This window comes from Acidobacteriota bacterium, assembly GCA_038040445.1.
Classification (GTDB): Bacteria; Acidobacteriota; Blastocatellia; order UBA7656; family UBA7656; genus Onstottus_A; species Onstottus_A frigus.
In genome coordinates this window covers 123,604-150,389 of the sequence record JBBPIG010000014.1, presented here as the reverse complement: position 1 = coordinate 150,389, position 26,786 = coordinate 123,604, and the positions used below count along the sequence as shown (strand labels likewise).

28 protein-coding genes are annotated in these 26,786 nt (G+C 56.7%); 12 read left to right on the top strand and 16 right to left on the bottom strand.

The window, feature by feature from the left end:
* Positions 1–155 precede the first annotated feature (155 nt).
* Positions 156–1,685 carry an amidohydrolase family protein gene (locus AABO57_16395; protein ID MEK6287322.1) on the top strand — a complete coding sequence of 510 codons (1,530 nt, stop codon included), beginning with the start codon at positions 156–158 and terminating at the stop codon, positions 1,683–1,685.
* Between the two features lie 25 nt (positions 1,686–1,710).
* Here AABO57_16395 and AABO57_16390 read toward each other — a convergent pair whose 3' ends face one another.
* From AABO57_16390 to AABO57_16355, 8 genes are all read right to left on the bottom strand, one after another.
* Positions 1,711–2,064, bottom strand: a complete 354-nt coding sequence (locus tag AABO57_16390) for a hypothetical protein (GenBank protein ID MEK6287321.1) — start codon at positions 2,062–2,064, stop codon at positions 1,711–1,713.
* 209 nt (positions 2,065–2,273) lie between these two features.
* Positions 2,274–2,462, bottom strand: coding sequence for a hypothetical protein (locus AABO57_16385; protein ID MEK6287320.1), 189 nt, complete (start codon positions 2,460–2,462; stop codon positions 2,274–2,276).
* Between the two features lie 44 nt (positions 2,463–2,506).
* Positions 2,507–3,523 carry a class I SAM-dependent methyltransferase gene (locus AABO57_16380; GenBank protein MEK6287319.1) on the bottom strand — a complete coding sequence of 339 codons (1,017 nt, stop codon included), beginning with the start codon at positions 3,521–3,523 and terminating at the stop codon, positions 2,507–2,509.
* 102 nt (positions 3,524–3,625) lie between these two features.
* Positions 3,626–4,102 (bottom strand): hypothetical protein, encoded by a 477-nt coding sequence (locus tag AABO57_16375; protein MEK6287318.1) that lies wholly within the window; start codon positions 4,100–4,102, stop codon positions 3,626–3,628.
* Positions 4,099–4,359: a hypothetical protein gene (locus AABO57_16370; protein ID MEK6287317.1), complete on the bottom strand. Its 261-nt coding sequence runs from the start codon at positions 4,357–4,359 to the stop codon at positions 4,099–4,101. Before AABO57_16370 ends, AABO57_16375 begins: the two co-directional genes overlap by 4 nt.
* Before the next feature lie 84 nt (positions 4,360–4,443).
* Positions 4,444–5,259 carry a serine/threonine-protein kinase gene (locus AABO57_16365; protein MEK6287316.1) on the bottom strand — a complete coding sequence of 272 codons (816 nt, stop codon included), beginning with the start codon at positions 5,257–5,259 and terminating at the stop codon, positions 4,444–4,446.
* A gap of 124 nt (positions 5,260–5,383) precedes the next feature.
* Positions 5,384–6,538 (bottom strand): FAD-dependent oxidoreductase, encoded by a 1,155-nt coding sequence (locus tag AABO57_16360; protein ID MEK6287315.1) that lies wholly within the window; start codon positions 6,536–6,538, stop codon positions 5,384–5,386.
* Between the two features lie 39 nt (positions 6,539–6,577).
* Entirely contained in the window at positions 6,578–7,423 is an 846-nt protein-coding gene (locus AABO57_16355) for a TatD family hydrolase (protein ID MEK6287314.1), read from the bottom strand.
* A 114-nt stretch (positions 7,424–7,537) separates the two neighbouring features.
* On the opposite strand from AABO57_16355, the gene AABO57_16350 reads away from it, so the two are divergent.
* The 5 genes from AABO57_16350 to AABO57_16330 all read left to right on the top strand — a co-directional run bounded on the left by AABO57_16350 (position 7,538) and on the right by AABO57_16330 (position 12,310).
* On the top strand, positions 7,538–9,670 hold the full coding sequence (locus tag AABO57_16350) for a beta-propeller fold lactonase family protein (protein ID MEK6287313.1): 2,133 nt from the start codon (positions 7,538–7,540) through the stop codon (positions 9,668–9,670).
* 21 nt (positions 9,671–9,691) lie between these two features.
* Positions 9,692–10,264, top strand: a complete 573-nt coding sequence (locus AABO57_16345) for a hypothetical protein (GenBank protein MEK6287312.1) — start codon at positions 9,692–9,694, stop codon at positions 10,262–10,264.
* Positions 10,265–10,353: 89 nt separating this feature from the next.
* Positions 10,354–10,755 carry a heavy metal-responsive transcriptional regulator gene (locus tag AABO57_16340; protein MEK6287311.1) on the top strand — a complete coding sequence of 134 codons (402 nt, stop codon included), beginning with the start codon at positions 10,354–10,356 and terminating at the stop codon, positions 10,753–10,755.
* A gap of 10 nt (positions 10,756–10,765) precedes the next feature.
* Entirely contained in the window at positions 10,766–11,224 is a 459-nt protein-coding gene (locus AABO57_16335; GenBank protein MEK6287310.1) for a hypothetical protein, read from the top strand.
* A gap of 375 nt (positions 11,225–11,599) precedes the next feature.
* On the top strand, positions 11,600–12,310 hold the full coding sequence (locus tag AABO57_16330; protein ID MEK6287309.1) for a YciI family protein: 711 nt from the start codon (positions 11,600–11,602) through the stop codon (positions 12,308–12,310).
* A 392-nt stretch (positions 12,311–12,702) separates the two neighbouring features.
* Here AABO57_16330 and priA read toward each other — a convergent pair whose 3' ends face one another.
* Entirely contained in the window at positions 12,703–15,144 is a 2,442-nt protein-coding gene (priA, locus tag AABO57_16325; GenBank protein ID MEK6287308.1) for a primosomal protein N', read from the bottom strand.
* Positions 15,145–15,416: 272 nt separating this feature from the next.
* On the opposite strand from priA, the gene AABO57_16320 reads away from it, so the two are divergent.
* On the top strand, positions 15,417–16,130 hold the full coding sequence (locus AABO57_16320) for a DUF1326 domain-containing protein (GenBank protein ID MEK6287307.1): 714 nt from the start codon (positions 15,417–15,419) through the stop codon (positions 16,128–16,130).
* A gap of 58 nt (positions 16,131–16,188) precedes the next feature.
* The gene (locus AABO57_16315; protein ID MEK6287306.1) at positions 16,189–17,127 is read left to right on the top strand and encodes a threonine/serine dehydratase; all 939 of its coding nucleotides are present in this window, start codon (positions 16,189–16,191) and stop codon (positions 17,125–17,127) included.
* A gap of 9 nt (positions 17,128–17,136) precedes the next feature.
* On the opposite strand, the gene AABO57_16310 is transcribed toward AABO57_16315, so the two are convergent.
* The 6 genes from AABO57_16310 to AABO57_16285 all read right to left on the bottom strand — a co-directional run bounded on the left by AABO57_16310 (position 17,137) and on the right by AABO57_16285 (position 22,271).
* Positions 17,137–17,367, bottom strand: coding sequence for a hypothetical protein (locus AABO57_16310; GenBank protein MEK6287305.1), 231 nt, complete (start codon positions 17,365–17,367; stop codon positions 17,137–17,139).
* Positions 17,368–17,482: 115 nt separating this feature from the next.
* Positions 17,483–17,824, bottom strand: a complete 342-nt coding sequence (locus AABO57_16305; GenBank protein MEK6287304.1) for a hypothetical protein — start codon at positions 17,822–17,824, stop codon at positions 17,483–17,485.
* Between the two features lie 277 nt (positions 17,825–18,101).
* The gene (locus AABO57_16300) at positions 18,102–18,476 is read right to left on the bottom strand and encodes a hypothetical protein (protein ID MEK6287303.1); all 375 of its coding nucleotides are present in this window, start codon (positions 18,474–18,476) and stop codon (positions 18,102–18,104) included.
* 181 nt (positions 18,477–18,657) lie between these two features.
* Positions 18,658–19,404, bottom strand: coding sequence for a succinate dehydrogenase/fumarate reductase iron-sulfur subunit (locus AABO57_16295; GenBank protein MEK6287302.1), 747 nt, complete (start codon positions 19,402–19,404; stop codon positions 18,658–18,660).
* Between the two features lie 195 nt (positions 19,405–19,599).
* Complete coding sequence (locus tag AABO57_16290) at positions 19,600–21,513, bottom strand: fumarate reductase/succinate dehydrogenase flavoprotein subunit (GenBank protein ID MEK6287301.1); 1,914 nt, start codon at positions 21,511–21,513, stop codon at positions 19,600–19,602.
* 83 nt (positions 21,514–21,596) lie between these two features.
* A complete protein-coding gene (locus tag AABO57_16285) occupies positions 21,597–22,271 on the bottom strand; it encodes a succinate dehydrogenase cytochrome b subunit (protein ID MEK6287300.1) in 675 nt (224 codons plus the stop codon).
* Between the two features lie 490 nt (positions 22,272–22,761).
* On the opposite strand from AABO57_16285, the gene AABO57_16280 reads away from it, so the two are divergent.
* The 3 genes from AABO57_16280 to AABO57_16270 are packed head-to-tail and all read left to right on the top strand — an operon-like array spanning position 22,762 to position 24,289.
* Complete coding sequence (locus AABO57_16280; GenBank protein ID MEK6287299.1) at positions 22,762–23,502, top strand: Calx-beta domain-containing protein; 741 nt, start codon at positions 22,762–22,764, stop codon at positions 23,500–23,502.
* A gap of 13 nt (positions 23,503–23,515) precedes the next feature.
* Positions 23,516–24,034 carry a hypothetical protein gene (locus AABO57_16275; GenBank protein ID MEK6287298.1) on the top strand — a complete coding sequence of 173 codons (519 nt, stop codon included), beginning with the start codon at positions 23,516–23,518 and terminating at the stop codon, positions 24,032–24,034.
* An 18-nt stretch (positions 24,035–24,052) separates the two neighbouring features.
* Positions 24,053–24,289: a hypothetical protein gene (locus tag AABO57_16270; protein ID MEK6287297.1), complete on the top strand. Its 237-nt coding sequence runs from the start codon at positions 24,053–24,055 to the stop codon at positions 24,287–24,289.
* A gap of 301 nt (positions 24,290–24,590) precedes the next feature.
* Here the strand turns inward: AABO57_16270 and AABO57_16265 are convergent, their stop codons facing one another.
* Positions 24,591–25,400: a hypothetical protein gene (locus AABO57_16265; protein ID MEK6287296.1), complete on the bottom strand. Its 810-nt coding sequence runs from the start codon at positions 25,398–25,400 to the stop codon at positions 24,591–24,593.
* A gap of 293 nt (positions 25,401–25,693) precedes the next feature.
* On the opposite strand from AABO57_16265, the gene AABO57_16260 reads away from it, so the two are divergent.
* Positions 25,694–26,593, top strand: coding sequence for a DNA-formamidopyrimidine glycosylase family protein (locus tag AABO57_16260; GenBank protein MEK6287295.1), 900 nt, complete (start codon positions 25,694–25,696; stop codon positions 26,591–26,593).
* Positions 26,594–26,786: the final 193 nt, after the last annotated feature.

Genomic DNA, 26,786 nt, shown 5'->3' with positions numbered 1-26,786 from the left:
GGTTCTGCGCACCCCCACCTCGTGAGAGGTGGGTCCGGTGATGTTGCAGCCTACAATGCGAAGACAATGCGAAGCGCGCCACAGGTTCCGCGCTTACGAGGGTGGGTATTGTTAACGAGATCAATGTGACGCGCCTTCAAGCAAGGAGTCTCTCAATGTCCAGAATTGTCTTACTCACGCTTATCATCGTGTCGCTGGCGGCGCCGCTAACAACGGCGACGCAACTCAAACAGCCGGTCGTCACGGGAAAGCGTTACCCGCGGCTCGTCATCCGCAACGCGATGATCGTCGACGGCAATGGCACGCCTGCATCGGGACCAAAGGACATCGTCGTCGAAGGCAATGCCATCGCCGAGATCGTCCCGCTTGATCCGGTCGCCTTACGCGAAGGCAGAGCTAAACGGCCCGCAGGCGACATCGAGATCGACGCGACCGGCAAGTATGTCCTTCCCGGTTTGATCAACGCGCACGGTCACGTCCAATACGAGCGAGGCGGCGTCCCTCAGCCGGTCGATTACTGTCTAAAACTGTGGCTGGCCTGTGGCATAACTACGGTTCGCGACGTTGGAAGCGATACAAGCAAGACGCTGCCGTTGCGCGATCAGAGCGCGAAAGGCGAAGTCGTCGCGCCGCGCTTGTTCATCTATGCGATGTTTGGCTATCCGCCGGCGCCGCGCAACGCCGAAGAAGCTCGCGCCCGCGTGCGTGAGATAAAGCGGATGGGCGCCGACGGCATAAAGATCCTTGGGGTCGATCGCGACATCCTGGCCGCGCTGTTGGATGAAGCACATAAACTTGGTTTGCGCGTTGCTCATCACGTCGGCGTCGAAGAGACCAACGTGTGGGACGATATCAAGTACGGAACGACCTCGATCGAACACTGGTACGGCATCCCCGACGCGGCGATTGAAAGCGGACGGCAGAATTTTCCGTCCAGCTACAACTACAACAACGAGGTCGATCGCTTTCGTTATGCCGGGCGGCTGTGGCGCGAAGCCAGTCCCGAGCGGCTGACCAAAGTGCTCGAAGGCATGGTTGCGGCGAACGTCGCATGGGACCCGACGCTGGATATCTACGAAGCGAGCCGCGATCTCCAACGCGCGCAGACGCAGCCGTGGTTTGCGGAGTATCTGCACCCGACTCTCGAAGAATACTTCAAGCCGAATCCGGCGAATCACGGGTCGTACTTCATCGGCTGGTCGTCGACGGATGAAACTTTCTGGAAAGAGAACTATCGAATCTGGATGGCGGCGCTTCGAGAGTTCGACCGGTTGGGTGGAACGATCGCAGCAGGCGAAGACTCAGGGTTCATCTATCAGATGTACGGCTTCGGTTTGATTCGCACTCTGGAGCTTCATCAAGAAGCGGGCTTTCATCCGCTGAAGGTCATACAGCACGCGACGGGAAACAACGCGAAGATACTAGGGCAAGAGACGCTCGGCCGCGTGCGAGCTGGGTACCTGGCTGATCTGATCGTGGTGAACGGCAACCCGCTCGAGAACTTGAAGGTGCTTTATCCGACGGGCGTCGATGAGATCAAAGACGGCAAGACCGTTCACACGGGCGGAGTCGAATGGACGATTAAGGATGGCATTCCCTATCACGGCCCGACGTTGATGAAAGAGATTAAGGAGATGGTGGCGAAGGCTCGGTCTGAGCGAGCGGCTAAAGCATCGCGGCAATAACCTTGCCGCCAGGGCGGAGCGGAGTCTACGGTGCCCCAACAGCGCGAGTTATCGGGTAGTAGACGATCCACACATCTTCTTCTTTCAGCCCTTCGATCAAGAGCGCACGCACACCGTCGAGATAGGCGTCCAACTCTGCTTGATCTTCGGCACTGTTCACGTCAAGAAGAAAATCGCAGAACAGGATGTGAACATCGTCGCGAATGACGCTTCCCCGAGTGCCCGAAACATATAGCCCGGTGAAGGGAGAAGTGAGCGTCGAGCCTCCACGAGAATAGGCTAACTCTTCAGCAAGCCAATCCGTGATAGTTCGATAGTCAGATGCGTCCGTTCTGATTGGCAGGAAAAACTCAACGCGAGTTCGCTTCTCTAAGGGCACGGAGCTTCTCCCTGAACTTTGCGGCTCGCTCGGGGAAGGAACGCATGCGCCTAATGGTCTCTTCCCGCGAGTTCGACATTGTTATCGGATGCCGACGGGATTCACTCGTCTCTTTTGCCGTCTCGTCAGACCGATCAACAGATTCTTGCTTACTCATAGCCGCGATCTCCCAGGTGGCAAGATTGTATCACGGAATAGCCAGAAAGAACTCAACGCGAGTTCTTTTCTCTAAGGGCACGGAGAGTCTCCCTGAACTGCGCAGCCCGCTCTGGAAAAGAAGCCATGCGCCTCATGGTTTCTTCGGGCGAGTTCACCATCGTTATCGGATGACGACGCGGTTTATTCGTGTCCTTGCCTTCTTCGTCCGGCCGATCAACAGAGTCTTCTTCTTTACTCATAGCCGCGATCTCCCAGGTGGCGCGATTGCATCACGTAAGCGCCTTCACTTCCGCGACACGATCAACTGCTGAATCGCAGGTGGAATCTCATGAAGCTCGTTCTTCGCAAAGCCCGCATTCTTGAACATCTCCTCAAACTCCGCGAATGTGTAAGCGTCCCCGCTCGGCGTGCTTGCCAGCATCGTCAAGCTGAATCCCGCAACGCCTGGAGGCGACACTCGATCATCGTTCGGAACAAACTCGAGCGTCACCGCTCGGCCGCCTTCAGCTAGCGCCGTGCGAACTTTTCTCAACAGCTTCTCGTTGGTTGGCGGGCCGAAGTGATGCAGAAAGTTCGTCAGCAGCACTACATCGTAGCCAGTACCGTAGTCGACATCGAACGCGCTCCCGGCAATCGTGCGGTGACGATCCGCAACGCCCGCGGCCTTCGCGTTCTCCTTGCTCAGCTCCAACACGTTAGCCCAATCCAAGCCTACGATCTCAGCGTGTGGGTTGCGCGTGGCGAACGCTAAGCCGAATGCGCCGTGGCTCGCGGCGATGTCCAGAACCTTGAGCTTGCGATTCGCTTCCGGGTCTATCAACTGAGCAATCCCCTGCGCAACCGGCCGCATCATCGGCGCCATCGCGCGCGCGAACTTGACCCACACCGGATGCTCGGGCGCGAGCGTGCCATCGTCAGGCGTGGCAGTCCCGCCCTTGCGAACGGATTCGGTCAGGTGTCTGAAGCCCTCGATGATGTGGTCGGACAAGATGAATTCGATCGCGCCTCCCATGTAAGCGGGCGACCGACGGTCCAGAAACACAGCCGAGTCTTGAGTCAGCCCATAGCCGTTTCCGTCCTTGGTCAGAAAGCCGATCATCGTCAGGTAGTCGCAGAGTATTCGCGCGCCCCGCTTCGAAGCATCGCAGCGCACGGCGATCTGGGCGGCGGTGTTATTGCCTTCGCCGATTGCGGTGAACAGGTCGAGCTCGATGGCCGACTTGATGGCTTCGCTGCGTTGATAGGCAGTGATGGTTTCAAAGAAGAGTGCTGGTGTTGGTTGCTGTGCCTGAGCAGTCATTGATTTGAAGTTCCCCTTTCGACGTGAACTACAATTGCGCTTTCAGATTAACCAAGCGACCGCGTTGATACAAATGATCTAACGTTAGTGGCCCCAGAACTTCTACCTTGCTTTGAGTTTTTTCCTCAGCCGCCACATTGTCTGCGGCATCATTACCCAGGATGAACGCGGCAGGCGCGAAACAGCCTCGTGCAGCAAGCGCCGCTCTGCGTGGTCGAAGGTAATCTGACAACTCCACCCGGCCAGCCGCTCGTTCACCTGCTGAAGCTTCACAGGATCGTCAACCGAGGGCGCGTGCGCTGCGCTGGGCTGAGTTGCCGCCATCAGCTCGAACATCCCGCACTCAATCAGCGCTTCGCGAAGGTGATTGTTCAGATGCCGGACGAGTTGTTGCTGAGGATCGAGGGTCCCTCCGCACAGCAACTCCTCAATACTTTCGACGACCGGGCAAGCTTCTTCGCAGGATGCCGCATCGGGCAAAGAAGCAGAGTCACCTCCCTGAAGCGCGAACAACAAGAGACTGATCTCATCGTGTGCGAATGTAGTTGGAAGAACCATATCGCCGTGCTGGACATTCATTGTTGTCGGCGGGGATCCAGATCGTTGTAGACGTCCATCTCCGGGTCGTCCCATCCAGCACGCAAGCCCGCCTGCAGCATCAACGCGCGCTTCTCATCCCGCGTCAGCGTTGAATGTTCGTAGAACAAATCCCGTATCTGATCATAAAGGTCTGCAGGCACCAGAACGTATTCGCTATTCGTTTCCGGATCGGTGAGACGGATTGGTTGATCTTCCGAAGATCGAACGGCTTCTTGGATATCTTTGGGTAAAATCATACGTTGTATACGAAGCCCTGATTATTTCAGAGCGGATGTGCAAGGGCAAGGAGGAGGGAGGCTATTACAACCTTAGTCCCGATTCTATTTCCTGCTCTTCGGACTAAATAGTGCGATGGCCAACAGTCCCAGCCCAATAGCGGCCACAGTCTTGAAATTGGATTGATATGTCTGGCAGATAGTCCTAGCTGTATCTGCGACAACCTCGGCGTCCGGTCGTTTCTCTTGCTTGCTGCTCGTCATTCTAATGAGAAGGTCCTTGACCTCTCCAGAAATCCAGGGGCGTGTTATCGAGTCTCTCTCCTTGGACCCTGTAATGAGTTCTATTCCAGTGATGCCCAATGAGTAGATGTCGCATTTCGGATTGAACTCGCTTCCACAATATAGTTCCGGAGCGATATAACCGTCCGTACCGTGTGCCGAACAGGTCATTACTGAATTTGTAAAGGGAAAAGGAAGTCTGCCATAACCAAAGTCGCCGACTTTGATATTGAGCCCTTTGTCGGTTCTTGAGACAAACAGATTGTCGGGCTTTATGTCGCGATGGATACCACCCTTTTGGTGGATAGATGCTAAGCCAAGTGCAGCGTGCTGAATCGCTACCGCTACATCGTACCAATTGCAAAGCATCCAAGACCGAAGTGATCCACGCTCACAATACTCTAAGACCATGTACGGGTTTGGCAGACTAAAGTCGTAATTGAGCAGTTTAACAATGAATTGATTGTCTTGCTCCTGCCAGTATATCCTTGCCTCTCTTTGGAAGCGCTGCAGATTCTCACGCGACACTTGGCGCAAGAATTTGATCGCCACGTTTTGGTTCGTCACTGTATCAGTGGCGAGCCAGACATCGCCGAACCCGCCCGCGCCGAGGAATCTCTCTAATTGGTATCTCATCATTTCCAGTACCTCTTAGTGCGCGATTTTACCACACTCCATGCTTCGTAGTTCGTTTCGTGTTTTGACCTCAAGCTCCCGCCGACGGAGCGGCACTGACTTTGTAGCGTAGAGAGGCAATGATTCGTCAACGCATTCCACTGAAAACTCGCCGATGACCCGCGATGATGCGCTTCTCGGCTTCGGGATTTGGTTCGAGCGTCTCTACTCCGTGCTCGAATGTTCCACCTAGCATTATCCCGTCTCGTCGCGGAAACATGTACAGCCCTCCGGTCACCATCGCGTAGTCGACCTCGGGTTGCGGTATCAGCGCGTGGAGCTGACCTTTGATCGGAGCGATCTCGCGATCGCCGAACAACTCGCGCGAGCCAAGCCCGGTGCAGTTCACAACGACAGTTTCCGGCAAGCTTGCAAGCTGGCGGGGTTCCACAAACGCAACACGCCGGACGTGCCCGCCGGCGATATAAAAATCGCGAAGCACGGCCGTTAGATATACCGACGGTTCTATGAACATCATGTTGTCCACTTGAACACTGCGAGCCGGGAACGGATTCTCGGATCGCTTCAAAGTGCGCCCCGCTGGAAACAAGTCGCGCAGCATCTCGTAGTCCCACGGCAAGCTCCCGTCGTCGTCTTCGGCGTCGCTGAGGGCGTATTGCTCTCGCCAGTGAACTCCGTATTCATCGCCGATCATCAACTGATAAGCGCGATGCGCGAATCGAGCCGCGCGTTCGAACTGCGCGTCGAAGGCCGGCGTCCGGCGCGCTTCGTCGATAACGTGAGACGGAAACCAACTGGCGCCCGCGATGTTTGAAGTCGTTTCGGGTGGGAGATCCTTCGCATAGATTGTCACGTCGAAGCCTCGTCGCTGAAGGGTTCTGGCTGTCGCGAGGCCAACCGCGCCGCAGCCGATCACCGCCGCTGTTCCGGTCCGGCCAGATTCGGCAACCAGGTCGGCCGCCAGCCGGGCCGTGCCCCACGAGAGCGTCACGCCACCGCCTCCGTGCCCGTAGTTGTGAACCAATAGCTTGTCGCCGATAGACTCAGCTCGCACGACGAAACCCGACGGGCGAAAAGGACGAAGCCCAACTACGGTTCGAATCACGCGCTCGGGAGCTACGTTGACCGGCGTGAAGCGACGGGCGTTGCGTCCGATGCCGACGGGTGGGTCTACGACGTAGGGTCGGACTCGTCGCGTACAGCCCGGACCGAGTACTACTCCGGCAGTCAGCACCCCGATCGCTTGAAGCGCCTCGCGTCGACTCAGACGGTTTATTTCCATTGGCGCCTCTCTGTTCCAGATGCAACTCAGGCTTTCTCACTAAAGCTTGAAGAGCCGCTTGAAATTCTCCGTTGTCGCTCGACCAATCTCTTCAGGCTCCGCGCCGCGAAGCTCGGCTATGGCTCGCGCGGTCTCCACTACGTAAGCCGGTTCGTTGCGCCGTCCGCGATAAGGCACCGGCGCGAGGAACGGCGCGTCAGTCTCGATCAGCATTTTGTCCATAGGCAGACTACGAGCCGTGTCGCGAAGGTCTTCGGCCTTCTTGAAAGTTATCACTCCCGAAAAGGAAATCGAGAAGCCAAGCTCGACCGCGGCCTCCGCAAACGCGCGCGTGCCGGTGAAACAATGAATGACTCCGCCGAGTCCCGAGTCTTTCCACTCTTCGTCGAAAATCGCGAGCGTATCGGCTTCCGCTTCGCGTGTGTGAATCGAGATCGGGAGATGACGCTCGCGGGCCATTCGCAACTGTCTTCGGAACGCCTCGCGCTGCACTTCGCGCGGCGAGTTATCGTAGTGGTAATCCAACCCGATCTCGCCCCACGCGATCACCTTTGGATGCTGCGAAAGATCCATCAGCTTCGAGTAGAGATTGTCGTCAAGCAGGCGAGCTTCGTGCGGATGAACGCCGACGGTGGTGTAGATGAATGGATATTCTTCGGCGATGCGAAACGCTGCGGCGTGCGAGTCTGCGGCTACTTCGCCGTCGCCTACACACACGATGATCTCGACTCCAGCGTCAATCGCGCGTTGAATGACGGCTTCGCGATCGGCGTCGAATTCGCTTCCCTCAATGTGTGTGTGCGAATCGATGTACATGAAAAACGGATGATACCACAGCGCTCTCGCGGCGACGGACCAGCGTGAGCGCGCAGTTGCGGCGGGCAAATTAACGCTACCGCTTAGGCAGCGTACAATCCCCCTCCAACTGAAAGTTGCGGGTGTTCGCTATAGTTTTTCCGTGTTCAAACCACGGCCCGTTTCGTGTATTATGTGGCCGCTATGAAATCATCAAAGCTCACCTTTATCGCTATCGCCCTAGTTCTTCTGGCGGCATCGGCCGCCGGCGCCGCCGATCGCCGAACTGCGCGGGTGTACGTCACCAACTCCAAGGGTAACGACGTCACGGTCATTGATCCGGCGACGATGAAAGTCGTCGGGAGTATCAATGTCGGCGCAAACCCGCACGGCGTAGTCCTCTCGCCCGATCGACGCACGTTGTACATCAGCGTCGAGGGGACCGACGAACTGGTCGCCGTGGACACCGCGACTAATCGGGTGACCGCGCGCACGAAGGTAGGCCGCGCCCCGAATGAAGTATCGATCACCCGGGATGGCCGCAAGGTCTTCGTGCCGCTGCGTAACGATGCGGCGATCGACGTCGTGGATACAACCACGATGAAAGTGATCGACCGGATGAAGGCGCCCGCGTGGCCGCACAACACATATGTCTCGGCGGACGGCAAGCGGCTGTACCTGGGCTCGATGGCGGGCTCGCGAATCACGATATACGACACCGCCACGCACAAGCAGATCAATGAGATCGCGCCGGGCGATTGGGTTCGCCCGATAGCGCTTCGCAGAGACCAAAAGCTCGCGTATGTTGCGCTGTCCAAGTTGCACGGGTTCGTAGTGGTCGACCTCAAAGAAGGAAAAACGATTCGTCGAGTGGAGCTCCCGGCGTTGCCCCCGGGCACCGTGATCCCGCCCTACGACACTCTCACCCATGGGCTCGCGCTCACGCCCGACGAGCGCGAGTTATACGTGACGAGCATGGCAGGCAAGGCGGTTTACGCCTTTTCAGTGCCGGATCTGAAACAGCTCGCGAAAATCGACGTGGGCCGCGTCCCGAACTGGATCACCATCAGTCCGGATGGCCGCCTGGTGTGGGTCAGCAATCAGCTCGACGACACCGTTTCCGCAATCGACCCGCGCACCAAGAAGGTTGTCGCTACGATTCCTGTCGGTCACGAGCCCAAGCGATTGCTTGCCGTAGACATCGACGACGCCAGGCAATCCAGCCGAGCGCTTTACTATCCGCCGGCCGGCGACGGATGGGAACACAAGCGCCCTGAAGAAGCCGGGATGGATAGCGCTAAGCTCGAGGACGCTATGCAGTTCGCGCGAGCAAGCGAAACGACCGTCTTCAGCAAGGACCCGCTCGAGTACATAACCAGGCGAACGACCACCGAGCGCTCAGGTGAAATCGTTGGACCGACGAAGGAGCGCGCGCCCATCAACCTCGTGGTCCTGAGGCACGGCTACATCGTCGCGGAGTTCGGAGACACACGGCGAGTCGATATGTCGTTCAGCGCGGCCAAGAGCTTCGTGTCGACGACCGTTGGCCTGGCCTTCGATCGGGGCTTGATCAAGAGCACCAGCGATGCCGTGAGTAAGTACGTCAAGGATGGCGGCTACGACAGCGCGCACAACGCCGCTATCACCTGGCACGAGTCGCTTCAGCAGACCAGCGAATGGGAAGGCACACTGTGGGACAAGCCCGATACCTTTGACAGGAGGCGCGGGCGCGACCGCCAGCTTCAAGAGCATGGCAGCTTCTGGGAATACAACGACGTGCGCGTCAACCGGGTAGCGCTGTCGTCTCTGCGAGTCTGGAAGCGGCCGCTTCCGGCGGTGCTCAAGGAAATGATCATGGATCCGATCGGCGCTTCCGACGGCTGGCAATGGAATGGCTACCGCAACTCGGATGTTGAGATCGACGGCAAAACCATGAAATCGGTGAGCGGCGGCGGTCACTGGGGCGGAGGAATGTGGATCAGCTCTCGCGACCTGGCGCGGTTTGGATATCTGTTCCTCCGCGGCGGAAAGTGGAAAGACCGGCAGTTGATTTCGGAGAAGTGGATCGCGATGGCGACGACGCCGTGCGAGTTGAAGCAGGACTACGGCTACATGTGGTGGCTCAACACAGGCGAGAAGATGTACCCCGGTATGCCGGCAAACAGCTTCGCGGCTCTCGGCGCCGGCACCAACATCTCATTCGTGGATCCAGTTCACGATCTGGTAGTCGTCGTGAGATGGGTCGACGATAAAAAGCTTCCCGAGATCCTGCGCAGGATAGTGGCCAGCGTCGAGTCCGCCAACTCCCTTCCGCTCCAAGGTCAATCGAAACAATAAGAAGCTGTTTGGATCACCAACATGAAATCTAAAATCGCATTCGCTTGTTTTGCGATGTTCTTCGCGCAAAGTGTCGCTAGCGGATTCTTGCCCCAGGCCGCGGACAAGAAAGAGAAAGTCGCAGCCTTCTCGTTTGCTGACACTAAGTACTTTCACCGTTTCACGAAAGACGATCAACACGAATATACCCCGGACGGCCAGGAGGACTTGAAAGCGTGGACAGACATGGTGACGATGCTGTTCTATCGAAAAGCGAAAGACGGCGAAGCTCTTGCTGCTACAGCGAACGCTGTTCTTGAGAACTATAAAGCGAACAAGGCATTGGTTGTTAAGACTGATTCGGTTCCCAGGACCAAGGACAAGCTAGCCGAGCATTTGGTGGTTGTGATCTTTGGTCGTCCTGGGTTCATAGAGGTGGCGTTCGCCAGGTTCAGAATGCATGATGGGGTTGGCAGCGCCGTGATCTATTCGCATCGCATTTACGGAAATAAAGTTGGAGACGAGATGAGTGCGTGGCTGAAGCAGAATGGTCCCACCACAGAGAGTATTCTGATGAAATGGGACGCGATCCCAAAGCCACCTTCACCGAAGTAGTGAACTCTGAACGGGTTCCCGCAGAATCTTCTTGACTCTATACTTTGGTACAAGGTTGATAATACAAATTCGCGGGGTGGGGGTTTGTAATGACGGTCGGTCAAGTAGCGGCGCAGGCAGACGTCAACGTTCAGACGGTTCGTCTCTATGAGCGACTCGGACTGCTCAAGAAGCCCGGCCGGCGCGCGTCGGGTTACCGAGAGTACACCGAGGACGCGGTGATGTCGATTCGGTTCGTAAAGCAAGCCAAGGGATTGGGCTTCACTCTCACCGAGATAAAATCGCTGCTGGATATGCGCGAGAGCGGGGCTCACACAATTGTGGAGATGCGGGCGCTCGCCGAGGCCAGACTCAATGCGATAGACGAGAAAATCCGCCAGCTCCAGTCTATGCGTGAGGCAATTCATCATGGCCTGAGCCGCTGCGATTGCCCCGAGCAGTTCCCCGCGTGCGTGTTCGTCAAGCTCTTTGATCGAGAATCGAAAACTTAAGGAGAACGCTATGCACAACCGGATCACAGCCGTAAGAATCGCCTTGCTGTCGGCGGCAGGCTTGACCCTGCTGGTAGCCGCTTCGGCATCTGCGCAACAGAAACAGACCGGCAAAGCACGGCCAGCCCAACAGGGTAAGACGGAGAGCAAGTCAATGACCGATCCACCAATCGCTTGCAATCTTCTCGGATTGACCGCGGCCGAACGAATACGACAACAAGAGCTGCACAAGCAACTGTTTTCGAAAGCCGAGAACGTTCGCGAGTTGGCGAACGGCTATGCTGTAGGACTGCCCGGAACAAAAGCGAACATTCTCGCGATTGCTGAGTTCATTAGTCTCGAGCGAGTGTGTTGTTCGTTCTTTCGTTTCGAGCTTGAGGTCGGCCGGCAAGAGGAGCCTGTTTGGCTTAGCGTCACCGGGGGAGAGGGCGTGAAGGAGTTCTTGAGAACTGCATTCAAGCTCAAGTGAGAGAGGTCAATCTGCAGCTTCAGAAGAGTGGTTCTTTGGTGCAGCTCGCCGTTCATCGTCAGAAGTCTGAGCCCAGCCAAAGAGCCTCGATATGAGCGGCAATAGCCGGTGTCCTGTGATGACGCTCGCGAAGAAAAGTTCGTGTTCTTTTCGACTCCTGCCATCTCGAGCAGATCGGTTTCGAACTCCCCCAAGCCCAGCGCGGCTGCGTGCGAGGCGGCCACCTCGTACATGATTCTGTCAGGCTCGATCTCAGCCGCGTCTAATCGACAGATAAAGAAAGCGCAGCAAACGGTTAATAGAATAGCTGGACACCAATTAACGGAGGAATAACCGATGATGAAACTCTGGCCAGGCGTGAGGATGAGATCAAGTTTGAGGAAACTGATTGGGTGCGCGGCCATCATGTGTTGGCCGGCGGTTGCCGTTCCGACTTCGATTACGAAAGCGCAAGAATTCAAAGTCGAGATGGGGGCCTTTTATTTGTGCTTGCTTGTCAAACCGGCAAACTGGACCGGCGCCCAGAAGGCTGAAGCGCAACAGCTTTTCCCGGCCCATTCCAAACACGTGCAAAGCCTTATAGCCAGCGGCAAGGCCGCGATCGCCGGTCCATTCGGCGACGACACGCGAATCGCCGGAGTATTTGTGCTCAACGCTTCCTCTGCAGAGGAGGCGCGAGCATGGGAAGAAGCAGATCCCCTGGTGAAGGTGGGAGGCTTTTCGGTGGAAGTCCTGAAGTGGTGGGCCGCCAAGGGCGTCATGAAGCCGCCTGCGCAGCCAATGAAAATGACTACTTACTACTTTGCTTTCCTGCGCCGCGGCCCGAAATGGACCGGCACGCGAACACCTGAAACCGAAAAGCTTCAGGCAGACCACATGGCCCACATCAACAGCATGGCGAGCTCGGGCAAGCTGGTGATTGCCGGTCCCTTCGAGAACGCCGGGGAGTACGCAGGAGTATTTGTGTTCAAGGTTAACTCGATCGATGAGGCCAAAGCGCTGGCTGAAGGGGACCCGACGGTCAAGACTGGGAGACTGGTGATCGACATTCATTCCTGGCTCGTGCCCGAGGGTTCGTTGCCTTAGAGTGCCGCCAGCCCCCGTGTACGAGCGGTCTACAGTTTGGAAATTTTCCCCGAAGGGGATCCGTCCTCCAGCCCAGGGTTGCTGTACTCGGCTACCCTGGGAAGACGGCGACGAGTTCCCCAACCCCAACGGGGTTGCGGCCGAGCCTCGTTGTGTACACCTACCCAGCGGATCGATAGTCTCGAATCGTTATCGTTTATCGAGTTTCAGGACGACGCATTTCATGCAGAGCTATGCCACAACCCCGTTCGGGGTTGTCGGAACTCATCGCCGTCTTTGCCCAGGGTAGCCGAGTACCGCAACCCTGGGCTGGAGGACGGATCCCCTTCGGGGAAAATTTCCAAACTATAGAGCCACTACGCGGGCGCTCCGATTCGAACCATACACCCAGCTCACATCAAGTTCATCGGATCGACTTCAACGGAAATCGACCGTGGGTTGTGGCCGTCCGCTGCCACCCGGTCCATGGCCACGTCTAACGCTTCGCGCGCGCGCGTCCGGCTCTGAGCTTTGATCAAGACTTGAAACCTGTACTCGCCTTTGATTCGCGAGATCGCGGCAGGCGCGGGGCCCAGCACTCGCAAGTCCGAACCCTTCGCGGCTTGGCGCAGCTCTCGCGCGAAGTCCATCGCGGTATTGTTCGCGCGATCGTGATCCTTGTCGTGGATCAATACGTTGATCAACGCGGAGAACGGCGGGTAGTGCATCGTGCGCCTAAAGGCAATCTCTCGCCGGTAGAACTCTTCGTAGTTTTGGTCGCGTGCGCATACGAGTGAGTAGTGCTCCGGGTGATAGGTTTGTATTATCACGCGCCCGGGCCGGTCGCCTCGCCCCGCGCGTCCCGCTACTTGAGTGAGCAGTTGAAACGTTCGCTCGGCTGCACGAAAGTCGGGTAGCCCCAGCCCGGCGTCAACCGAGACCACGCCCACAAGAGTCACGTTATGAAAGTCGTGACCCTTGGCGATCATCTGCGTGCCAACGAGCAAGTCGATTCCCCCGCCGGCAAATTCCATTATGATTTGCTCGAAGCTGCCGCGCCTTCGTGTCGTATCCCGATCGAGCCTCGCTATGTTCATCTCGGGAAACATCTCTTTGAGTTGCGCTTCGAGCTGCTCCGTTCCCAGACCGACGTAGTGAATGTATTCGCCTTCGCACGCATCGCACACGCGCGGCACCGGCCTGATGTAGTTGCAGTAGTGACACTGCAGGCTCGAATTGTAGCGATGATAGGTCAGCGTCACATCGCAGTTGGGACAGTGAATCGCGAGCCCGCACGACCGGCACAACAAAAACGAAGAGAAGCCGCGCCGGTTTAGCAGGATCATCGATTGCTCGCCTCGCGCAAACGTCTCGGCGATCGCCGATTTCAACTCGTCCGACAACGTCTGCGCTTTCCCGTGACGCTTGAACACCTCGCGCATATCCACGGTTTGGACTTCGGCGAGCGCGCGATCCCGGTAACGAGCTTCAAGCCTGAGATAGACGTACTTGCCCGCGTGCGCGTTGTGAAACGATTCGAGCGAAGGCGTTGCGGAACCCAGCACGATGACTGCGCCGGCTCGCGAGGCTCGCACAATCGCGGTGTCGCGGCCGTGGTATCGCGGCGTTTCACCCTGCTTGTACGAGCCGTCGTGCTCTTCGTCGACGATGACCACGCCAAGCTTGTCGAGCGGAGCGAACACCGCCGAACGAGTGCCGATTACGACTCGCGCGTCCCCGTCTTTGATGCGCCGCCACTCATCGTTGCGTTCGCCTTCAGAAAGGCTCGAGTGAAGGATGGCAACCGCTTCGCCAAACTGCGCTCTCAATCGGCGAGAGAAGACGGGAGTCAGCGAAATCTCGGGCACAAGCATCAGCGCGGTGAGTCCCCGGTTGACCGCGTCACGCATCGCGCGGATGTAGATCTCAGTTTTGCCGCTTCCGGTGACGCCGTGCAAAAGGAAAGTCGAGTACTGGCGTTCATCGATCTTTGCGGCTATCTGGTCGAAAGCGTGTCGCTGCTCGGCGGTGAGCGTGACCGGCGCCGTCTCCTCCTTAGCGATGTGAGCAAGCGGGTCACGGCGAATCTCGCGCGCGAACACTTCTACAACGCCGCGCTTCTCGAGCGTGCGCACAACGGACGACGAAACATCTGCGGCGTCAAGCAACTCGCTGAACGGCATCCCATCGCTTGCAGACGCAAGAACCTCGACGACTCGACGTTGCTTCTCGTTAAGAGGTTTCTGATCTTCACCCGGGTCAATCAGACGCACAACATTGTGAAGCTTCGGCTTCATACGCGTCTGGGCGATGCGCTGCGAAACGCTGATCAAACCGTCGCGGGTGAGCTGCCGAATGAGAGCGGCCGCACAGGGCTTCGGAAACTCGCGTTCGAGCTGCCGTGATGGAACAAAGCCTTCGCCGGCTAGAAGCTCGAGTGCGCGCTGCTTCGACGACGCGTCATGTGTGCGTCTCTGGTGAGCAAGCGCAGTACGGCCCGCTTCGGTAAGCGTCAGCACTTGTTCGCTGATCGAAATTGCGCCGGCGGGCAGGGCGGCCCTCAGGCACTCGCCCCACGGCGCGAAGTAGTAATCGGAAATCCAGCGCGTTAGCTCCAGAATCTCGCGGGTGATGACCGGCGATTCGTCGAGCAGTTCTTCGACCTCTTTGATGTCGGATTCATCGACGTCGCTTTGCAAGCTCTCGTGCAGGTCGACGATGAACGCGGTGAGAAACTTCTTACCGAACGGCACGAGCACACGGCAACCGATCTCGGCGCGCGCAGCCATATCGCCCGGCAGGCGATATGTGAATGTCTGCCTGATGTAGATTGGAACCGCGACTTCAGCGAACATCTCGGATCTATTGTACGACGAGCGTCCGGTATTCGAAGAGGCGGTCGTCGCCTGGTCTATTGGGTCTACATGGATCAGCGGGGGTTGGCGCTTGAACCTGATTGACTCTCATTAGAGTTCGCAGTATAAGAATGGCTGTCAGCATTCGCTGCGTTCCCATATGACTTGGCTTTGAGTTCGCGACAGCTAAACAGATCGCGCGATACATGCCGAGATACTTAAGAGGATACGTCCCACGGGTTACCGAACCATCTTTGAACGGAGGTGTCGAAATGCGAAAGTTTTTCTATTGGACTCTCCCCATCCTACTGGCCGTGAGTGCCGTCACGGCTGCTGCTCAAAAGCCTGCCGCGCCGGAATGGGCGCTTAACGCAACCATCATCGAGGCGTGTAGCTGCCCGATGTTCTGCCAGTGCTATTTCGCCACCAAGCCCGCCGCTCATCAGGGTCACGGCGGAATGGCCGAACATTACTGCCGCGCCAATTTTGCCTACAAGGTCAACAAGGGCAACTACGGAAACGTCAAGCTTGATGGAGTAAAGTTCTGGCTGGCGGGTGATCTTGGAGCTGACTTTGGCGGCGGCCAGGGAGAATGGATCGAAGCAACGTTTGAACCGTCGGTCACCAAGGAGCAGCGAGCCGGCCTCGCAACAATCCTCAGTCACGTCTATCCACTCAAGTGGAAGTCATTCACCGTTGCTGCTCAAGACGCGACTGTAGATTGGCAAGCTTCGAAAGATCGCGCTGAGGCAAAGCTCAACGGCGGGAAAGGCGGGGTAATCGTCCTGCATCGCGGCCCAGGCATGACCGAAGAACCGGTGGTGATTCGAAACCTGAAGTACTTCGGCGCAGCGCGCAATGACGGGTTTGTTCTGATGCCCAACGAGATTGAAGCCTACCGCGTGGGCCCAAAGGCATTCGAGTACAGCGGAACCAACGGCTTCATGATCACCATCGACATCACATCGAAGGATGTGAAGAAATAGCTCGGCGCGTTCCTCCTCTACTTGTCACCTCGAGCCGCTTGCTTGATAGTCTGTACGTATGAACGAGTCTGACAACTCCAGCAGTCGGCTCAAGGACGTTGTTCGCCCAACCACAATCATCGAAGCGCCGCGCTTATCCAAGCGGCTGGGCGTTGACTTGACGATTGCGACCGAGACCTTTCAGTTCACGGGCAGCTTCAAGTTTCGGGCGGCTTACAACCTCGCTTCCAAAGTTCCTGAGCGCAAGATCATCACCGCTTCATCTGGCAACTTCGGACAAGCCATGGCGTATGCCTGTTCGCTTCTGGGCAAGTCTTGCACCATCGTGATGCCGTCGACCTCGGCTCAAGTGAAGATCGATGCAGTGCGCGAATACGGCGGCCTAGTTGACCTGATCGACGTCAGAGAGAAGAGCCGCGCGGGTCGAGTGGCCGAACTTGCCGGCGACAATCCAGATGCCTACGTCGCGAGCGCTTACGACGACCGGCTGGTGATCGAAGGCAACGCGAGCCTCGGAGCCGAGCTTGCAGCGCTCGATCGCGAGTTTGATTTCGTCATTGCTCCAGTCGGAGGCGGAGGGCTCACGTCGGGAATAATCACCGGGCTTCGCGCCGCAGGCAGCAGCGCTAGGGTGGCAGGCGCGGAGCCGCTGATGGCTAATGACGCGGCCCGCTCGCTTCGCGCGGGTCACATAGTCGTTAACGAGACCGAACCTCAAACTATCGCCGACGGCGCGCGCACTGTGAGCGTGGGCGGGCATAACTGGGCTGTGCTGAAAGAAGGGTTGTCCGCGATAGTCGAGGTTCCCGAAGAGAACATCAAGGAAGGCTTGCGGCTGCTATTTGGGCTTGCGAATCTGAAAGCGGAGCCGACTGGGGCGTTGCCGATTGGCGCGTTGCTGACCGGGACGGACCTTTTTCGCGAGAGCCGCGTGTGCTGCGTTATCAGCGGCGGCAACGTTGACCCGGAAGTGTATCGGGCTATCATCGCGGGGTAGCCAGACGAGCTATTTCGGAGCAAGCCTCTCGCAGTCTTCTCGTTCCCGTCGCGCCTGTTCGATCCTGGCTCTTCGCTGCCGGCTCTTCAGATACTTGGCCCCTCGAATGGCGTTCTTGTAGTTCTGTTTGCACAGCTTCATAGCAGCGTGATGCTGGCTTCTGTCGCCTAACGCAGCGGCGGGTGTGAGTGCAACGGCGAGGAAGATACTTAGCACCCCGCCGCAAATAATTTGTTTCATCGTTGGTTTCCTTTCTGAAAACAATAAGCCCGGCGACCGGCAGAGCCAGTCGTCGAGCTTTGAGAGATTCGATCAGGAATCATGCACGGCAGAATGCGCGCGTTCCCAGGAGTGCCTACTTCTTCGGAGCTGCTTTGACGCAGACTCCTTTAGCCGTCTTGGCTGCAGCCCAGGCATCAGTCTTGGTCTTGTTTGCGGCTTTCATCGCCTCGGCGCGCTCCTTGCCCTTCTTGCCCCTGGCATCCTTGAGCGCCGCGGCGTGGTCGTCATTCGCTTTCTTGACCGCAGCCGCGTAGTCGTCGTTGCACTTTTTCAGCGCTTCGGCGCGTGGCGACATCGTCTTCATTGCGGCGGCTTTCTTGCCGCTGTTCTTGTTCTGCGAAGCCAGCGAGGCTGGCGCCGCGAGGCTCAAAGCAAGTGCTAAGCACAGAGCTGCACTCGTCAATATGCGTTTCATCCTTATTCCTCCTAGTTGATTAAAGGTTCGTGCTTCCGGCTTTCAAGGTTGATGCAGCAACAGGCGCGCCACGGTTTGGCAGTCGGGCGGGCGAGGTTGGCTATCGCCAAACTTTTCTAAACTCAAGAGGTAGCGCGAGAGGCGGTCAAGAAGAAAAGGGGCTGACCTGTGGCAATATGGTCAGCCCCTTCAATTCAGCCACATGGATCCATGTTGTTTGATCTGTTCGGACAAGGGATGCCGGCTTCGATCAAACAAAGCGTTAAGGTGAGATCCTTCAGAAGATTCGGCGTTTCTCGGTTCGATTCTTGTACAGCCAGAGACCCGTAGCAGCGCCCGCGCCGATAGCGGCCCCGATGACCGCGCCCTTCTTGCCTTTGACCACGCCGCCTGTTGCAGCCCCGGCGCCGGCGCCGATCCCGATGACCGTAGCGGCTCCGCCTGGGCCCTCCATCCACCTGTGCTTCTGATGGTAGTTCAGAATGCCCGGACCATCGAACAGGACGATTCGGCTATCGCCTATGCGGACTCCATTCCTGTCGCGCCTTATTATTCCTCTGTAGTCATCTCTGTTCTGGGCCAGCGCCGCCACCGGCATCGCCAGCCCGAAGAGGGAGAGCATCAGCAAGAGACTGCCTAGTTTCTTTCGCATTTACTTTCCTCCGGAGTTTGTTGAGCGGTTCGTGTAAGTGAGCCGCCGCGGTGCGGCTCAGCGTTGGGGTGATGCCGGACGGGAGCGAGACGTTGCCCCAATCACGGGGCTGATAGCTGGACTAACTTTGCGCCATTCTAACGCGCCCGGCGCACAGCCGCCAGAATATCTGCCGGCCTAACTACCTGCTTCGCCACAGGGCCCCGAGATAGTCCCGGTTCATGCGCGAGATGAAATCCAGGCTGATCTCTTTCGGGCACACGGCTTCACACGAACCCATCACCGTACAGTTGCCGAAGCCTTCCTCATCCATCGCCCTCACCATGTTCACCACGCGACGGTCCTTCTCCGGCTTGCCCTGCGGAAGAATGTTCAGATGAGAGACCTTCGCCGCGACGAACAGCATCGCCGAAGCGTTCTTGCATGCGGCCACGCACGCGCCGCATCCGATGCAAGCGGCCGCGTCCATCGCAAGATCAGCGTCGGGCTTTGATATCTGGATCGTGTTGCCGTCGGGGGTGCCACCGGTTCGCGCGGAGATGTATCCTCCCGCTTGAATGACCCGATCAAAAGCGCTGCGGTCTACGACCAGGTCCTTGATGACTGGAAAGGGCCGCGCGCGCCACGGCTCGATCGTGATTAGCTGACCATCTTTGAAGTGACGCATGTGCAACTGGCAGGTCGTAGTAGCGCCCAGCGGTCCGTGAGCGATTCCGTTGATGACCATTCCGCAAGTTCCGCAGATGCCCTCGCGGCAATCGTGATCAAATGCAACCGGGTCTTCGCCGCGTTTGATCAGCCCTTCGTTGACGATGTCGAGCATCTCGAGAAAAGACGTGTCGGGCGAGATGTCATCAGCCTCGTACTCGATAAACGTGCCTTGCGACGTCGAGTTCTTTTGTCTCCACACACGCAACGTCAGATTCATTCTTACGCGTAACTCCTTCTCGAGAATCCAGGAACTTCCGGCGAAATTCCACCAACGCAATTGGTGGTCTGTTCATACTCAACCTACCAGGAAGGGCGGCCCCCTCCTCTCGCCTCTCAAGAGAACCGTCAGTCCGGCGCTTCAGTAGGCCGGGTATGAACAATCCCCCGACTGCGTCCGGGGGTATTTGCCAGACTACTTGTAGCTCCTTTGCGCCAGATGAACTTCTTCGTAAACCAATGGTTCCTTATGTAAGATTGGCCGCTGGTCCACGCCTTGATACTCCCACGCCGAGACGTAAGAGAACCTTTCATCGTCACGTCTAGCTTCGCCGTCCGGTGTCTGGTGCTCCTCGCGAAAGTGAGCGCCGGACGATTCGTCACGGGTCAACGCGTCATAGACAACCAACTCAGCGAACTCCATGAAGTCGGCAACCCGGCCGGCGTACTCGAGCGACTGGTTCAACTCATTTCCATCGCCAAGCACGTTCAAGTCTTCCCAGAACTCCCGCCTCATCGCCGGAATCGTATCTAAAGCCTCTTTCAATCCCGCTTCGTTGCGAGCCATCCCGCATTTGTCCCACATCAGCTTTCCGAGCTCTCGATGAAACTCTGTAACCGTTCGGCGGCCCCTAATGGACAGCAACTTCTTCGTGCGCTCGGCAACCTCCGATTCGACCTTTTTGAATTCGGGATCATCGACTGATGGTTTGGCCGGCCGTTCAGCCGCAAAGTAGTCGCCGATTGTGTAGGGCAAAATGAAGTAGCCGTCGGCCAGCCCTTGCATCAACGCGCTTGCCCCGAGCCGATTCGCGCCGTGGTCTGAGAAGTTCGCTTCGCCAATCACGTAAAGGCCGGGGATGTTGCTCATCAAGTTGTAATCGACCCATAACCCGCCCATCGTGTAGTGGCTCGCGGGATAGATCCGCATCGGAATCTTGTAAGCGTCTTCGCCGGTTATGCGTTCGTACATCTCGAACAGATTGCCGTAGCGCTCGCGAATCACGTTCAGGCCAAGCCGCTCGATCGCGTCGGCAAAGTCGAGGTACACACCTCGGCCGCCCGGCCCCACTCCTCTGCCTTCGTCGCAGACTTCTTTAGCGGCTCTGGATGATATGTCGCGCGGCGCGAGATTCCCGTAAGCTGGATACTTGCGCTCGAGGAAGTAGTCGCGCTCTTCCTTCGGGATCTCGTTAGGCGGGCGGTTATCACCCTTTGTCTTCGGCACCCACACGCGGCCATCGTTCCGCAGGGACTCCGACATTAGTGTCAGCTTCGATTGATGTTCGCCGGTTACCGGAATGCAGGTTGGATGAATCTGGGTGAAACAAGGATTGGCCATCAGCGCGCCCCGTTTGTAGGCGCGCCAGATCGCGGTCACGTTGCAGCCCTTGGCGTTGGTTGAAAGAAAGAACACGTTGCCGTAGCCGCCGGTCGCCAGCACCACCGCATCCGCCGCGTGCGAGCTGATCTCGCCGGTCACCAGATCGCGGACCACGATTCCTTTCGCCTGTCCGTTGATCAGCACCAGGTCGAGCATCTCGGTGCGCGGATACATCTTCACTCCGCCGGCCTCGATCTGCTTTGCGAGCGCTTGATAAGCGCCAAGCAACAACTGCTGGCCCGTCTGACCCCGCGCGTAAAAAGTACGCGAAACCTGAGCTCCACCAAATGACCGGTTCGCGAGGTAGCCGGAGTACTCGCGCGCAAACGGAACTCCTTGCGCTACGCACTGGTCGATGATGTTGACGCTGACCTCGGCCAGCCGGTAGACGTTAGCTTCACGCGAGCGAAAGTCACCGCCCTTGATCGTGTCGTAGAACAAGCGGTAGACGCTATCGCCGTCGTTCTGATAATTCTTCGCGGCGTTGATACCGCCCTGCGCCGCGATCGAGTGTGCGCGCCGAGGGCTGTCCTGAAAGCAAAAGCATTCCACCTTATAGCCCAGTTCCGACAGCGTCGCCGCGGCAGACCCGCCCGCAAGCCCCGAGCCAACCACGATCACATCAAACTTCCGCTTGTTGGCCGGGTTGATCAGCTTGATGTCGTGGCGATGCTTGCTCCACTTCTGAGCGAGCGGCCCCGAAGGTATTTTGGCATCGAGTTTCATAGTGATTGTTTTTCAGAAGTATCTCTGCGCTCCTCCGCGTCCTCTGCGGTTAGTCTCCCGGTCTTCTGCGGTTAACCCATCTCTTACTTCACGACTCCCGCGAGAATCGATATGGGAATCGAACAATTGCCGATGAAAATCACGATCGCCGAAATCCGTGCGAAGCGATTGAACGCGGCGACCGTCGCCTTGCGTCTGATTCCCAGCGACTGGAACAGGCTCGATACACCGTGGCTAAGGTGCAAAAAGAGCAGGCCCATCGAAATGATGTAGAAAGCGGAAACCCATGGATTGCGGAAGCCCTCGACCGTCATCCGGTAGACATCATGCTGTCCCAACGGATCGTGCAGCTCCATGAAATCGGGATTCGTGACTCCCAGCGTGAAATGCATGAGGTGATAGATGATGAAGGCGAAGATAATCAAACCACTGACCAGTATCGTACGAGATGCAAGAGTCGCGATGGGCTTGCCTTCGTCATAGGGCTCGGGCCGCGCAGCTCGATTCTCGGCGGCGAGCTGAAGGGCCGACCAGATATGCAGCACACCGGTGATGAACAGTCCCACGCGCGCGGTCCACAGCAGCGCCGGCTTAGACTTGAGCAGCGCCGCGTAAGCATTCATCGGCTCGGGCCCAAGATAGACCTGAAGATTGCCTAGCATGTGAACGATCACGAATAAGAACAGAAGGAACCCGGTGATCGCCATGATGTATTTTTTGCCGAGTGAAGAACGGTAAGCGCGAGCAAGCAGGTTCATCGAAAGATCCTTGAGATATTCCCAACGCAATTATTAGAAGGTGACAATAACAAGGAGGGGTCGAGATGTAAAATTCAAAAGATTCACGATCGTCATAAGCAGACCTTCACACCTGACGCGAAAGCCTGTTGGCTGGTTGTCACCCGTTATCACGCGGCGAAGTTCATTCGCGTGAATGCTCGCTCAATGCGCCGCCCGACCGAGGTATGTCACCTTGCGCTGACCCAAAGCGGGTAAGCAATTCGTGATGTTGAATTCATTGACATGAGTTGAGCTCCATCTGTACTCTTCGATCGACGCTCTTTGGGTCGTTGCGCTCTACAAAAAGCGTTTCTAGACAGGAAGAGGAACTTCAAGATTAGCTGCCTTTGTGCAAAGCTAGTTGCCTGTCAGATTCTTGACACTAATAGGATTCGCTAGAATGGCTTGGCGGACTTGCAACCGCAACCAGCTGTCTCCGTGGCGCTTGCTCGTCATTTAGAGGGAATCAGTGACTTCAACTCCTTCCAAAATAGCGTTCAGCTCACCTGACTATTGCGTCCGCTACAGCACCAAGGCAGCCAGCACGGTAACCGTTGCTGTAAATCGATTAGAAAACCTGACTGAGGCCGTAACAGCGGACTACACGATAACTGATCAGACAGCAGTCGCGGGAACTGATTACGCCCCGCTGCCAACAGGAACGCTGAGCTTCGCTGCTCTCGAGACCACTAAGACATTCGACGTCTCAATCCTCCATAGAGTCAGGTCCCGGGAAAACAAGGTCGCCATCCTCGAGCTGAGCAACGCCGCGCCAGTGGGCAAATGCGAGCTGGGTAGCCCACAAAAGGCAGCGCTTATCATCAGTCCGCCTAAAATCAGTATGCCTCCGAGAGTCCATTTGGCCATTGGGCTTGTAGCCCTTGGGGTCGTTGGACTCGCACTAATTTTCTGGATTGCCGCCAAGAGCCCACTACATTTGGATGGTAAAACCGTGGTGGCAACGACTGACTCTACAGTTGACCATCAATGCACTAGAATACGCGCCAGCTTTGACAAGGAGAAGGTACTGATCTTTACCGAAGATGCGCCCTTGAGGCTACGGGACGACCTCGTGATTCAGCCACATAGCTTTATCACTACCGTTCTCGCTAACCGAACCATCGATAATCGAGAGTGTATTCCTGTTTTAGAAACGCAGCATAATGCTTTTCTATGCTTGAATGTAGTAAGAACCGATTGCCCGGAATGAGGAGAACCACATCATGCCTACCGATTACAAGTTAACGATAGATTCCATACCTCCGATTGTGGTCAAAGAGGGAGACGCGGCAACGCCTGAGGACACGCGAAACAAGTTATTCGAGCACAACCTGAACGTCGAAGAACATGCCGATAAATTCTTCGAGATGAAACATAAGATTACTTTCTTTCTGATAACTGCGGCGGCAGGAAGTATCGCGTACACCTTGAATTTCGCGATAGGAAGACTGGCAGAGATCGCAAGTTTTCCGGAGCGCAAAGTTTGTCTAATCGTTGCGGCAGTCGCAGCGCTGATTACAGTCGCTTTTTCCCTACTATCAATGCACTATGATGTTGGCCTAAATGCGCTCAATCTTAGCGCATATTTTGATCGTAAGTTGTATACCGAACTCGACCCTGACACGCAGGCGAGTTGGGAGTCAAAGGGCAAGAGAGGAGCCGACTGCCAAGTTTTAGCCTTCACCTTTCTCGGAATCAGCATAGCCTATCAAGCCGCTCTCTTTGTGCTTTTCATAATCTAGACAGGAGGACTTACTACAATGCATCACGTTCGCAAGTATCGGATACTCGAAAAACCGGATGGGTTTGATGTGATCTACTCGGTCGATTCATCACGCGAAAAAATCACATTGAACATTCCTCGCCGGGGCGTTTTGGAGGACCCGGAGAGGACCGTCAATCGCGAGCAAGTAGAGAATGTGGCCCGTAAGATCGGCGAAACACTGAGCCACGATCTTACCTCCGAATTAGACCTACTCGGACTGACAAATTCGTAAGTGTCACTTTCCGAGCAGCAGTCCAAGATCACCAGCATTGGAAGTCGTGCGCGGCCGGCTCGAAGTCGGCCCGGCGCGGAAGAGCGGTGTAGCTGTAATCCTATTCGGCTAGTTGGCATTGCCTTGCATCGAGAGATCGCCGGCAGTTCGCATAGGTTGGAACGAGAGCGAGCTTCAGAAGATATTTGGGAAAGGTTCTCGCCTCAGGGCTTTGGCTCGGAACGCTTTGATAATGGTCACATCACGCATCCCCAGCCTCTTGAGCGTAATAGCGTTTCGTCGGGACTCGGGACTTGCGAGACTATCGGTTGATAATCCGGTAATACGGTTCGGGAACTATGCGCCATTCGCCTTTCACTCTCCGAAGCTGAAACACCATCTCGAATGGACCATACAGCCCGACCATCACGACTTCATCTCCCGTAGCGCTCTTCTTCACCAGCCTGCCCGACAAGAGCAGGTAGACTTCGTCCGCTTCCGCCTCCACTAACGGCATCTCGATCGCAAGCGAGGGGAGCACATCAGACGGTTCGGGGACCCGGGGGGCGCCCTCAAAAGCGATGTCGATGTCAGCGGCGGGAACGAGACTCTCACTGACCGCGCGTCGATTCAGACGCAAGAGATTCAGGAAGAATTTCTTGATGACTAACTCTTTCTCGTCCGGCCGGGTTTTCTCATCCCGCAACGACATCTCCCTGAGCTTGAGCCACCAGCGCACGTCAACAAGCCAGCGGCCTTCCTTCTTCACCAGGCTTATCACGGTGTGGTCGGTCTCGAAGGAAGTCTTATAACGAGTCGTGGTCCCCTCCGGATACGCCCCGCCCGGTCCAGGGGTGACGACAACGCCTCGTTGTCGAAACGGCTGAAGCTGCTTTGGCTGGAGCGCCTTTGCCGCAGTCTCTATCTCCTTGAGCCTCTCTTTGGAGACCTGCTCCTTGCCTAAGAGCACGCTGGCGCCGCTGGCCGGGAAGGTCAAAGCATTGAACTGTGTTGCATCGTGGGAGTAGGCCGCGACGACGAACGCTCTTACAACAGCTTCAGGGTCGTCGCCAGCCATCGGGGAGCCTGACAGGACCAACATCAGTACAAGTACAGCCGTCGTGTTAATCATCGGTCGCTCCTAACAGAACTAAAACTGCTGAGATTCTCCCGTGAAAAGACCATAATACCACCAAGGCAGTTTGATGGATGGTCACTCCAGAGGAGTGACCTGTTCTATGAACACGACGCAGACGATTCGTCCCAACTCCGGAGGAGCGACCTTAGCCTTTCGGTCTCAGATAACAGGTCGCTCCTGACGAGCTACGGCATAACTCACCAACTCGCGTTCTATAAACATGTCACTCCGCTGGAGTGAGCCAGGTCAGATAATGGCTTGCTCGCGCCCTCTGCTAAAATACTCTCGTGCCTGAACTGCCTGACATAGTCGCTTACATCGAAGCGCTCGAACCCAGAGTCCTAAACCAGCCAATCCAGGACATTCGCCTTTCAAGTCCATTTGTTCTCCGTTCCGTGGATCCACCCCTGGACCAGGCAACAGGAAAAAAAGTTACCAATCTCCGCCGGCTTGGAAAGCGAATCGTGTTTGGCCTCGAAGACGAACTCTTTCTGATCATTCACTTGATGATTGCCGGCCGCTTTCACTGGAAGGAGAATCGTGCCAAACCCAACCGGCAGACGCTGGCTAGCTTTGTCTTTCCTTCGGGAACGTTGATGCTGACCGAAGCCGGCTCGAAGAAGCGCGCTTCAATTTATTTTGTGCGAGGAGAATCGGCCTTAGCCGGGCATGACCCGGGAGGTCTCGAAGTCCTCGAGGCTGATCTCAAGAGTTTCGAAGGTCGCTTGACCGCGGAGAATCACACGCTCAAGCGCGCCTTGACCGATCCGCATTTTTTCAGCGGGATCGGCAATGCTTATTCAGATGAGATACTGCACGCGGCGGGACTGTCCCCGCTAAAACTAACCAAACGGCTTGACGACTCAGAAGTGCGGCGTCTGTATGAAGCCACCCAGGGAACGCTGCGGTTCTGGATGGAGAAACTGCGCCGCGAAGCCAGGGAGAGTTTTCCTGAGAAGGTTACTGCCTTCAGAAAGGAGATGTCTGTCCACGGCCGCTACGGCCAACCCTGTCCAAGATGCGGGACGCCGGTCCAGCGAATTGTTTATGCGCAGAACGAGGCCAATTACTGCCCCGCGTGTCAGACAGGCGGGCGGCTCCTCGCTGACCGCGCGCTTTCCCGCCTCCTCAAACAAGACTGGCCGCGTACCCTCGAGGAAATGGAGCAGAGACTTTCGGATAGTTGAGCGGTTGACTAAAGAGACCGGTGGATACCGCCGGGCTTTTGGCTGATGGGGCCCCGGCTGGTTTTGCATACCTCGTCGGCGCGTTAACCGATCCTGCGCAAGGCCCTGGAGTGCCAGGAATCGCTTTGATATTCTTGAGCGGCGCGGTTTGATCACAAGCTGAGCAACTTCTTTGGCGAGTGGTCGTATTCTG

Excerpts from the sequence above, each read along its gene's own strand:
- AABO57_16395 (MEK6287322.1), top strand. The coding sequence starts at position 156 with ATGTCCAGAATTGTCTTACTCACGCTTATCATCGTGTCGCTGGCGGCG.
- AABO57_16385 (MEK6287320.1), bottom strand. The coding sequence starts at position 2,462 with ATGAGTAAAGAAGAAGACTCTGTTGATCGGCCGGACGAAGAAGGCAAG.
- AABO57_16380 (MEK6287319.1), bottom strand. The coding sequence starts at position 3,523 with ATGACTGCTCAGGCACAGCAACCAACACCAGCACTCTTCTTTGAAACC.
- AABO57_16375 (MEK6287318.1), bottom strand. The coding sequence starts at position 4,102 with ATGAATGTCCAGCACGGCGATATGGTTCTTCCAACTACATTCGCACAC.
- AABO57_16370 (MEK6287317.1), bottom strand. The coding sequence starts at position 4,359 with ATGATTTTACCCAAAGATATCCAAGAAGCCGTTCGATCTTCGGAAGAT.
- AABO57_16365 (MEK6287316.1), bottom strand. The coding sequence starts at position 5,259 with ATGATGAGATACCAATTAGAGAGATTCCTCGGCGCGGGCGGGTTCGGC.
- AABO57_16360 (MEK6287315.1), bottom strand. The coding sequence starts at position 6,538 with ATGGAAATAAACCGTCTGAGTCGACGCGAGGCGCTTCAAGCGATCGGG.
- AABO57_16350 (MEK6287313.1), top strand. The coding sequence starts at position 7,538 with ATGAAATCATCAAAGCTCACCTTTATCGCTATCGCCCTAGTTCTTCTG.
- AABO57_16345 (MEK6287312.1), top strand. The coding sequence starts at position 9,692 with ATGAAATCTAAAATCGCATTCGCTTGTTTTGCGATGTTCTTCGCGCAA.
- AABO57_16340 (MEK6287311.1), top strand. The coding sequence starts at position 10,354 with ATGACGGTCGGTCAAGTAGCGGCGCAGGCAGACGTCAACGTTCAGACG.
- AABO57_16335 (MEK6287310.1), top strand. The coding sequence starts at position 10,766 with ATGCACAACCGGATCACAGCCGTAAGAATCGCCTTGCTGTCGGCGGCA.
- priA (MEK6287308.1), bottom strand. The coding sequence starts at position 15,144 with ATGTTCGCTGAAGTCGCGGTTCCAATCTACATCAGGCAGACATTCACA.
- AABO57_16320 (MEK6287307.1), top strand. The coding sequence starts at position 15,417 with ATGCGAAAGTTTTTCTATTGGACTCTCCCCATCCTACTGGCCGTGAGT.
- AABO57_16315 (MEK6287306.1), top strand. The coding sequence starts at position 16,189 with ATGAACGAGTCTGACAACTCCAGCAGTCGGCTCAAGGACGTTGTTCGC.
- AABO57_16310 (MEK6287305.1), bottom strand. The coding sequence starts at position 17,367 with ATGAAACAAATTATTTGCGGCGGGGTGCTAAGTATCTTCCTCGCCGTT.
- AABO57_16305 (MEK6287304.1), bottom strand. The coding sequence starts at position 17,824 with ATGAAACGCATATTGACGAGTGCAGCTCTGTGCTTAGCACTTGCTTTG.
- AABO57_16300 (MEK6287303.1), bottom strand. The coding sequence starts at position 18,476 with ATGCGAAAGAAACTAGGCAGTCTCTTGCTGATGCTCTCCCTCTTCGGG.
- AABO57_16295 (MEK6287302.1), bottom strand. The coding sequence starts at position 19,404 with ATGAATCTGACGTTGCGTGTGTGGAGACAAAAGAACTCGACGTCGCAA.
- AABO57_16290 (MEK6287301.1), bottom strand. The coding sequence starts at position 21,513 with ATGAAACTCGATGCCAAAATACCTTCGGGGCCGCTCGCTCAGAAGTGG.
- AABO57_16285 (MEK6287300.1), bottom strand. The coding sequence starts at position 22,271 with ATGAACCTGCTTGCTCGCGCTTACCGTTCTTCACTCGGCAAAAAATAC.
- AABO57_16275 (MEK6287298.1), top strand. The coding sequence starts at position 23,516 with ATGCCTACCGATTACAAGTTAACGATAGATTCCATACCTCCGATTGTG.
- AABO57_16270 (MEK6287297.1), top strand. The coding sequence starts at position 24,053 with ATGCATCACGTTCGCAAGTATCGGATACTCGAAAAACCGGATGGGTTT.
- AABO57_16265 (MEK6287296.1), bottom strand. The coding sequence starts at position 25,400 with ATGATTAACACGACGGCTGTACTTGTACTGATGTTGGTCCTGTCAGGC.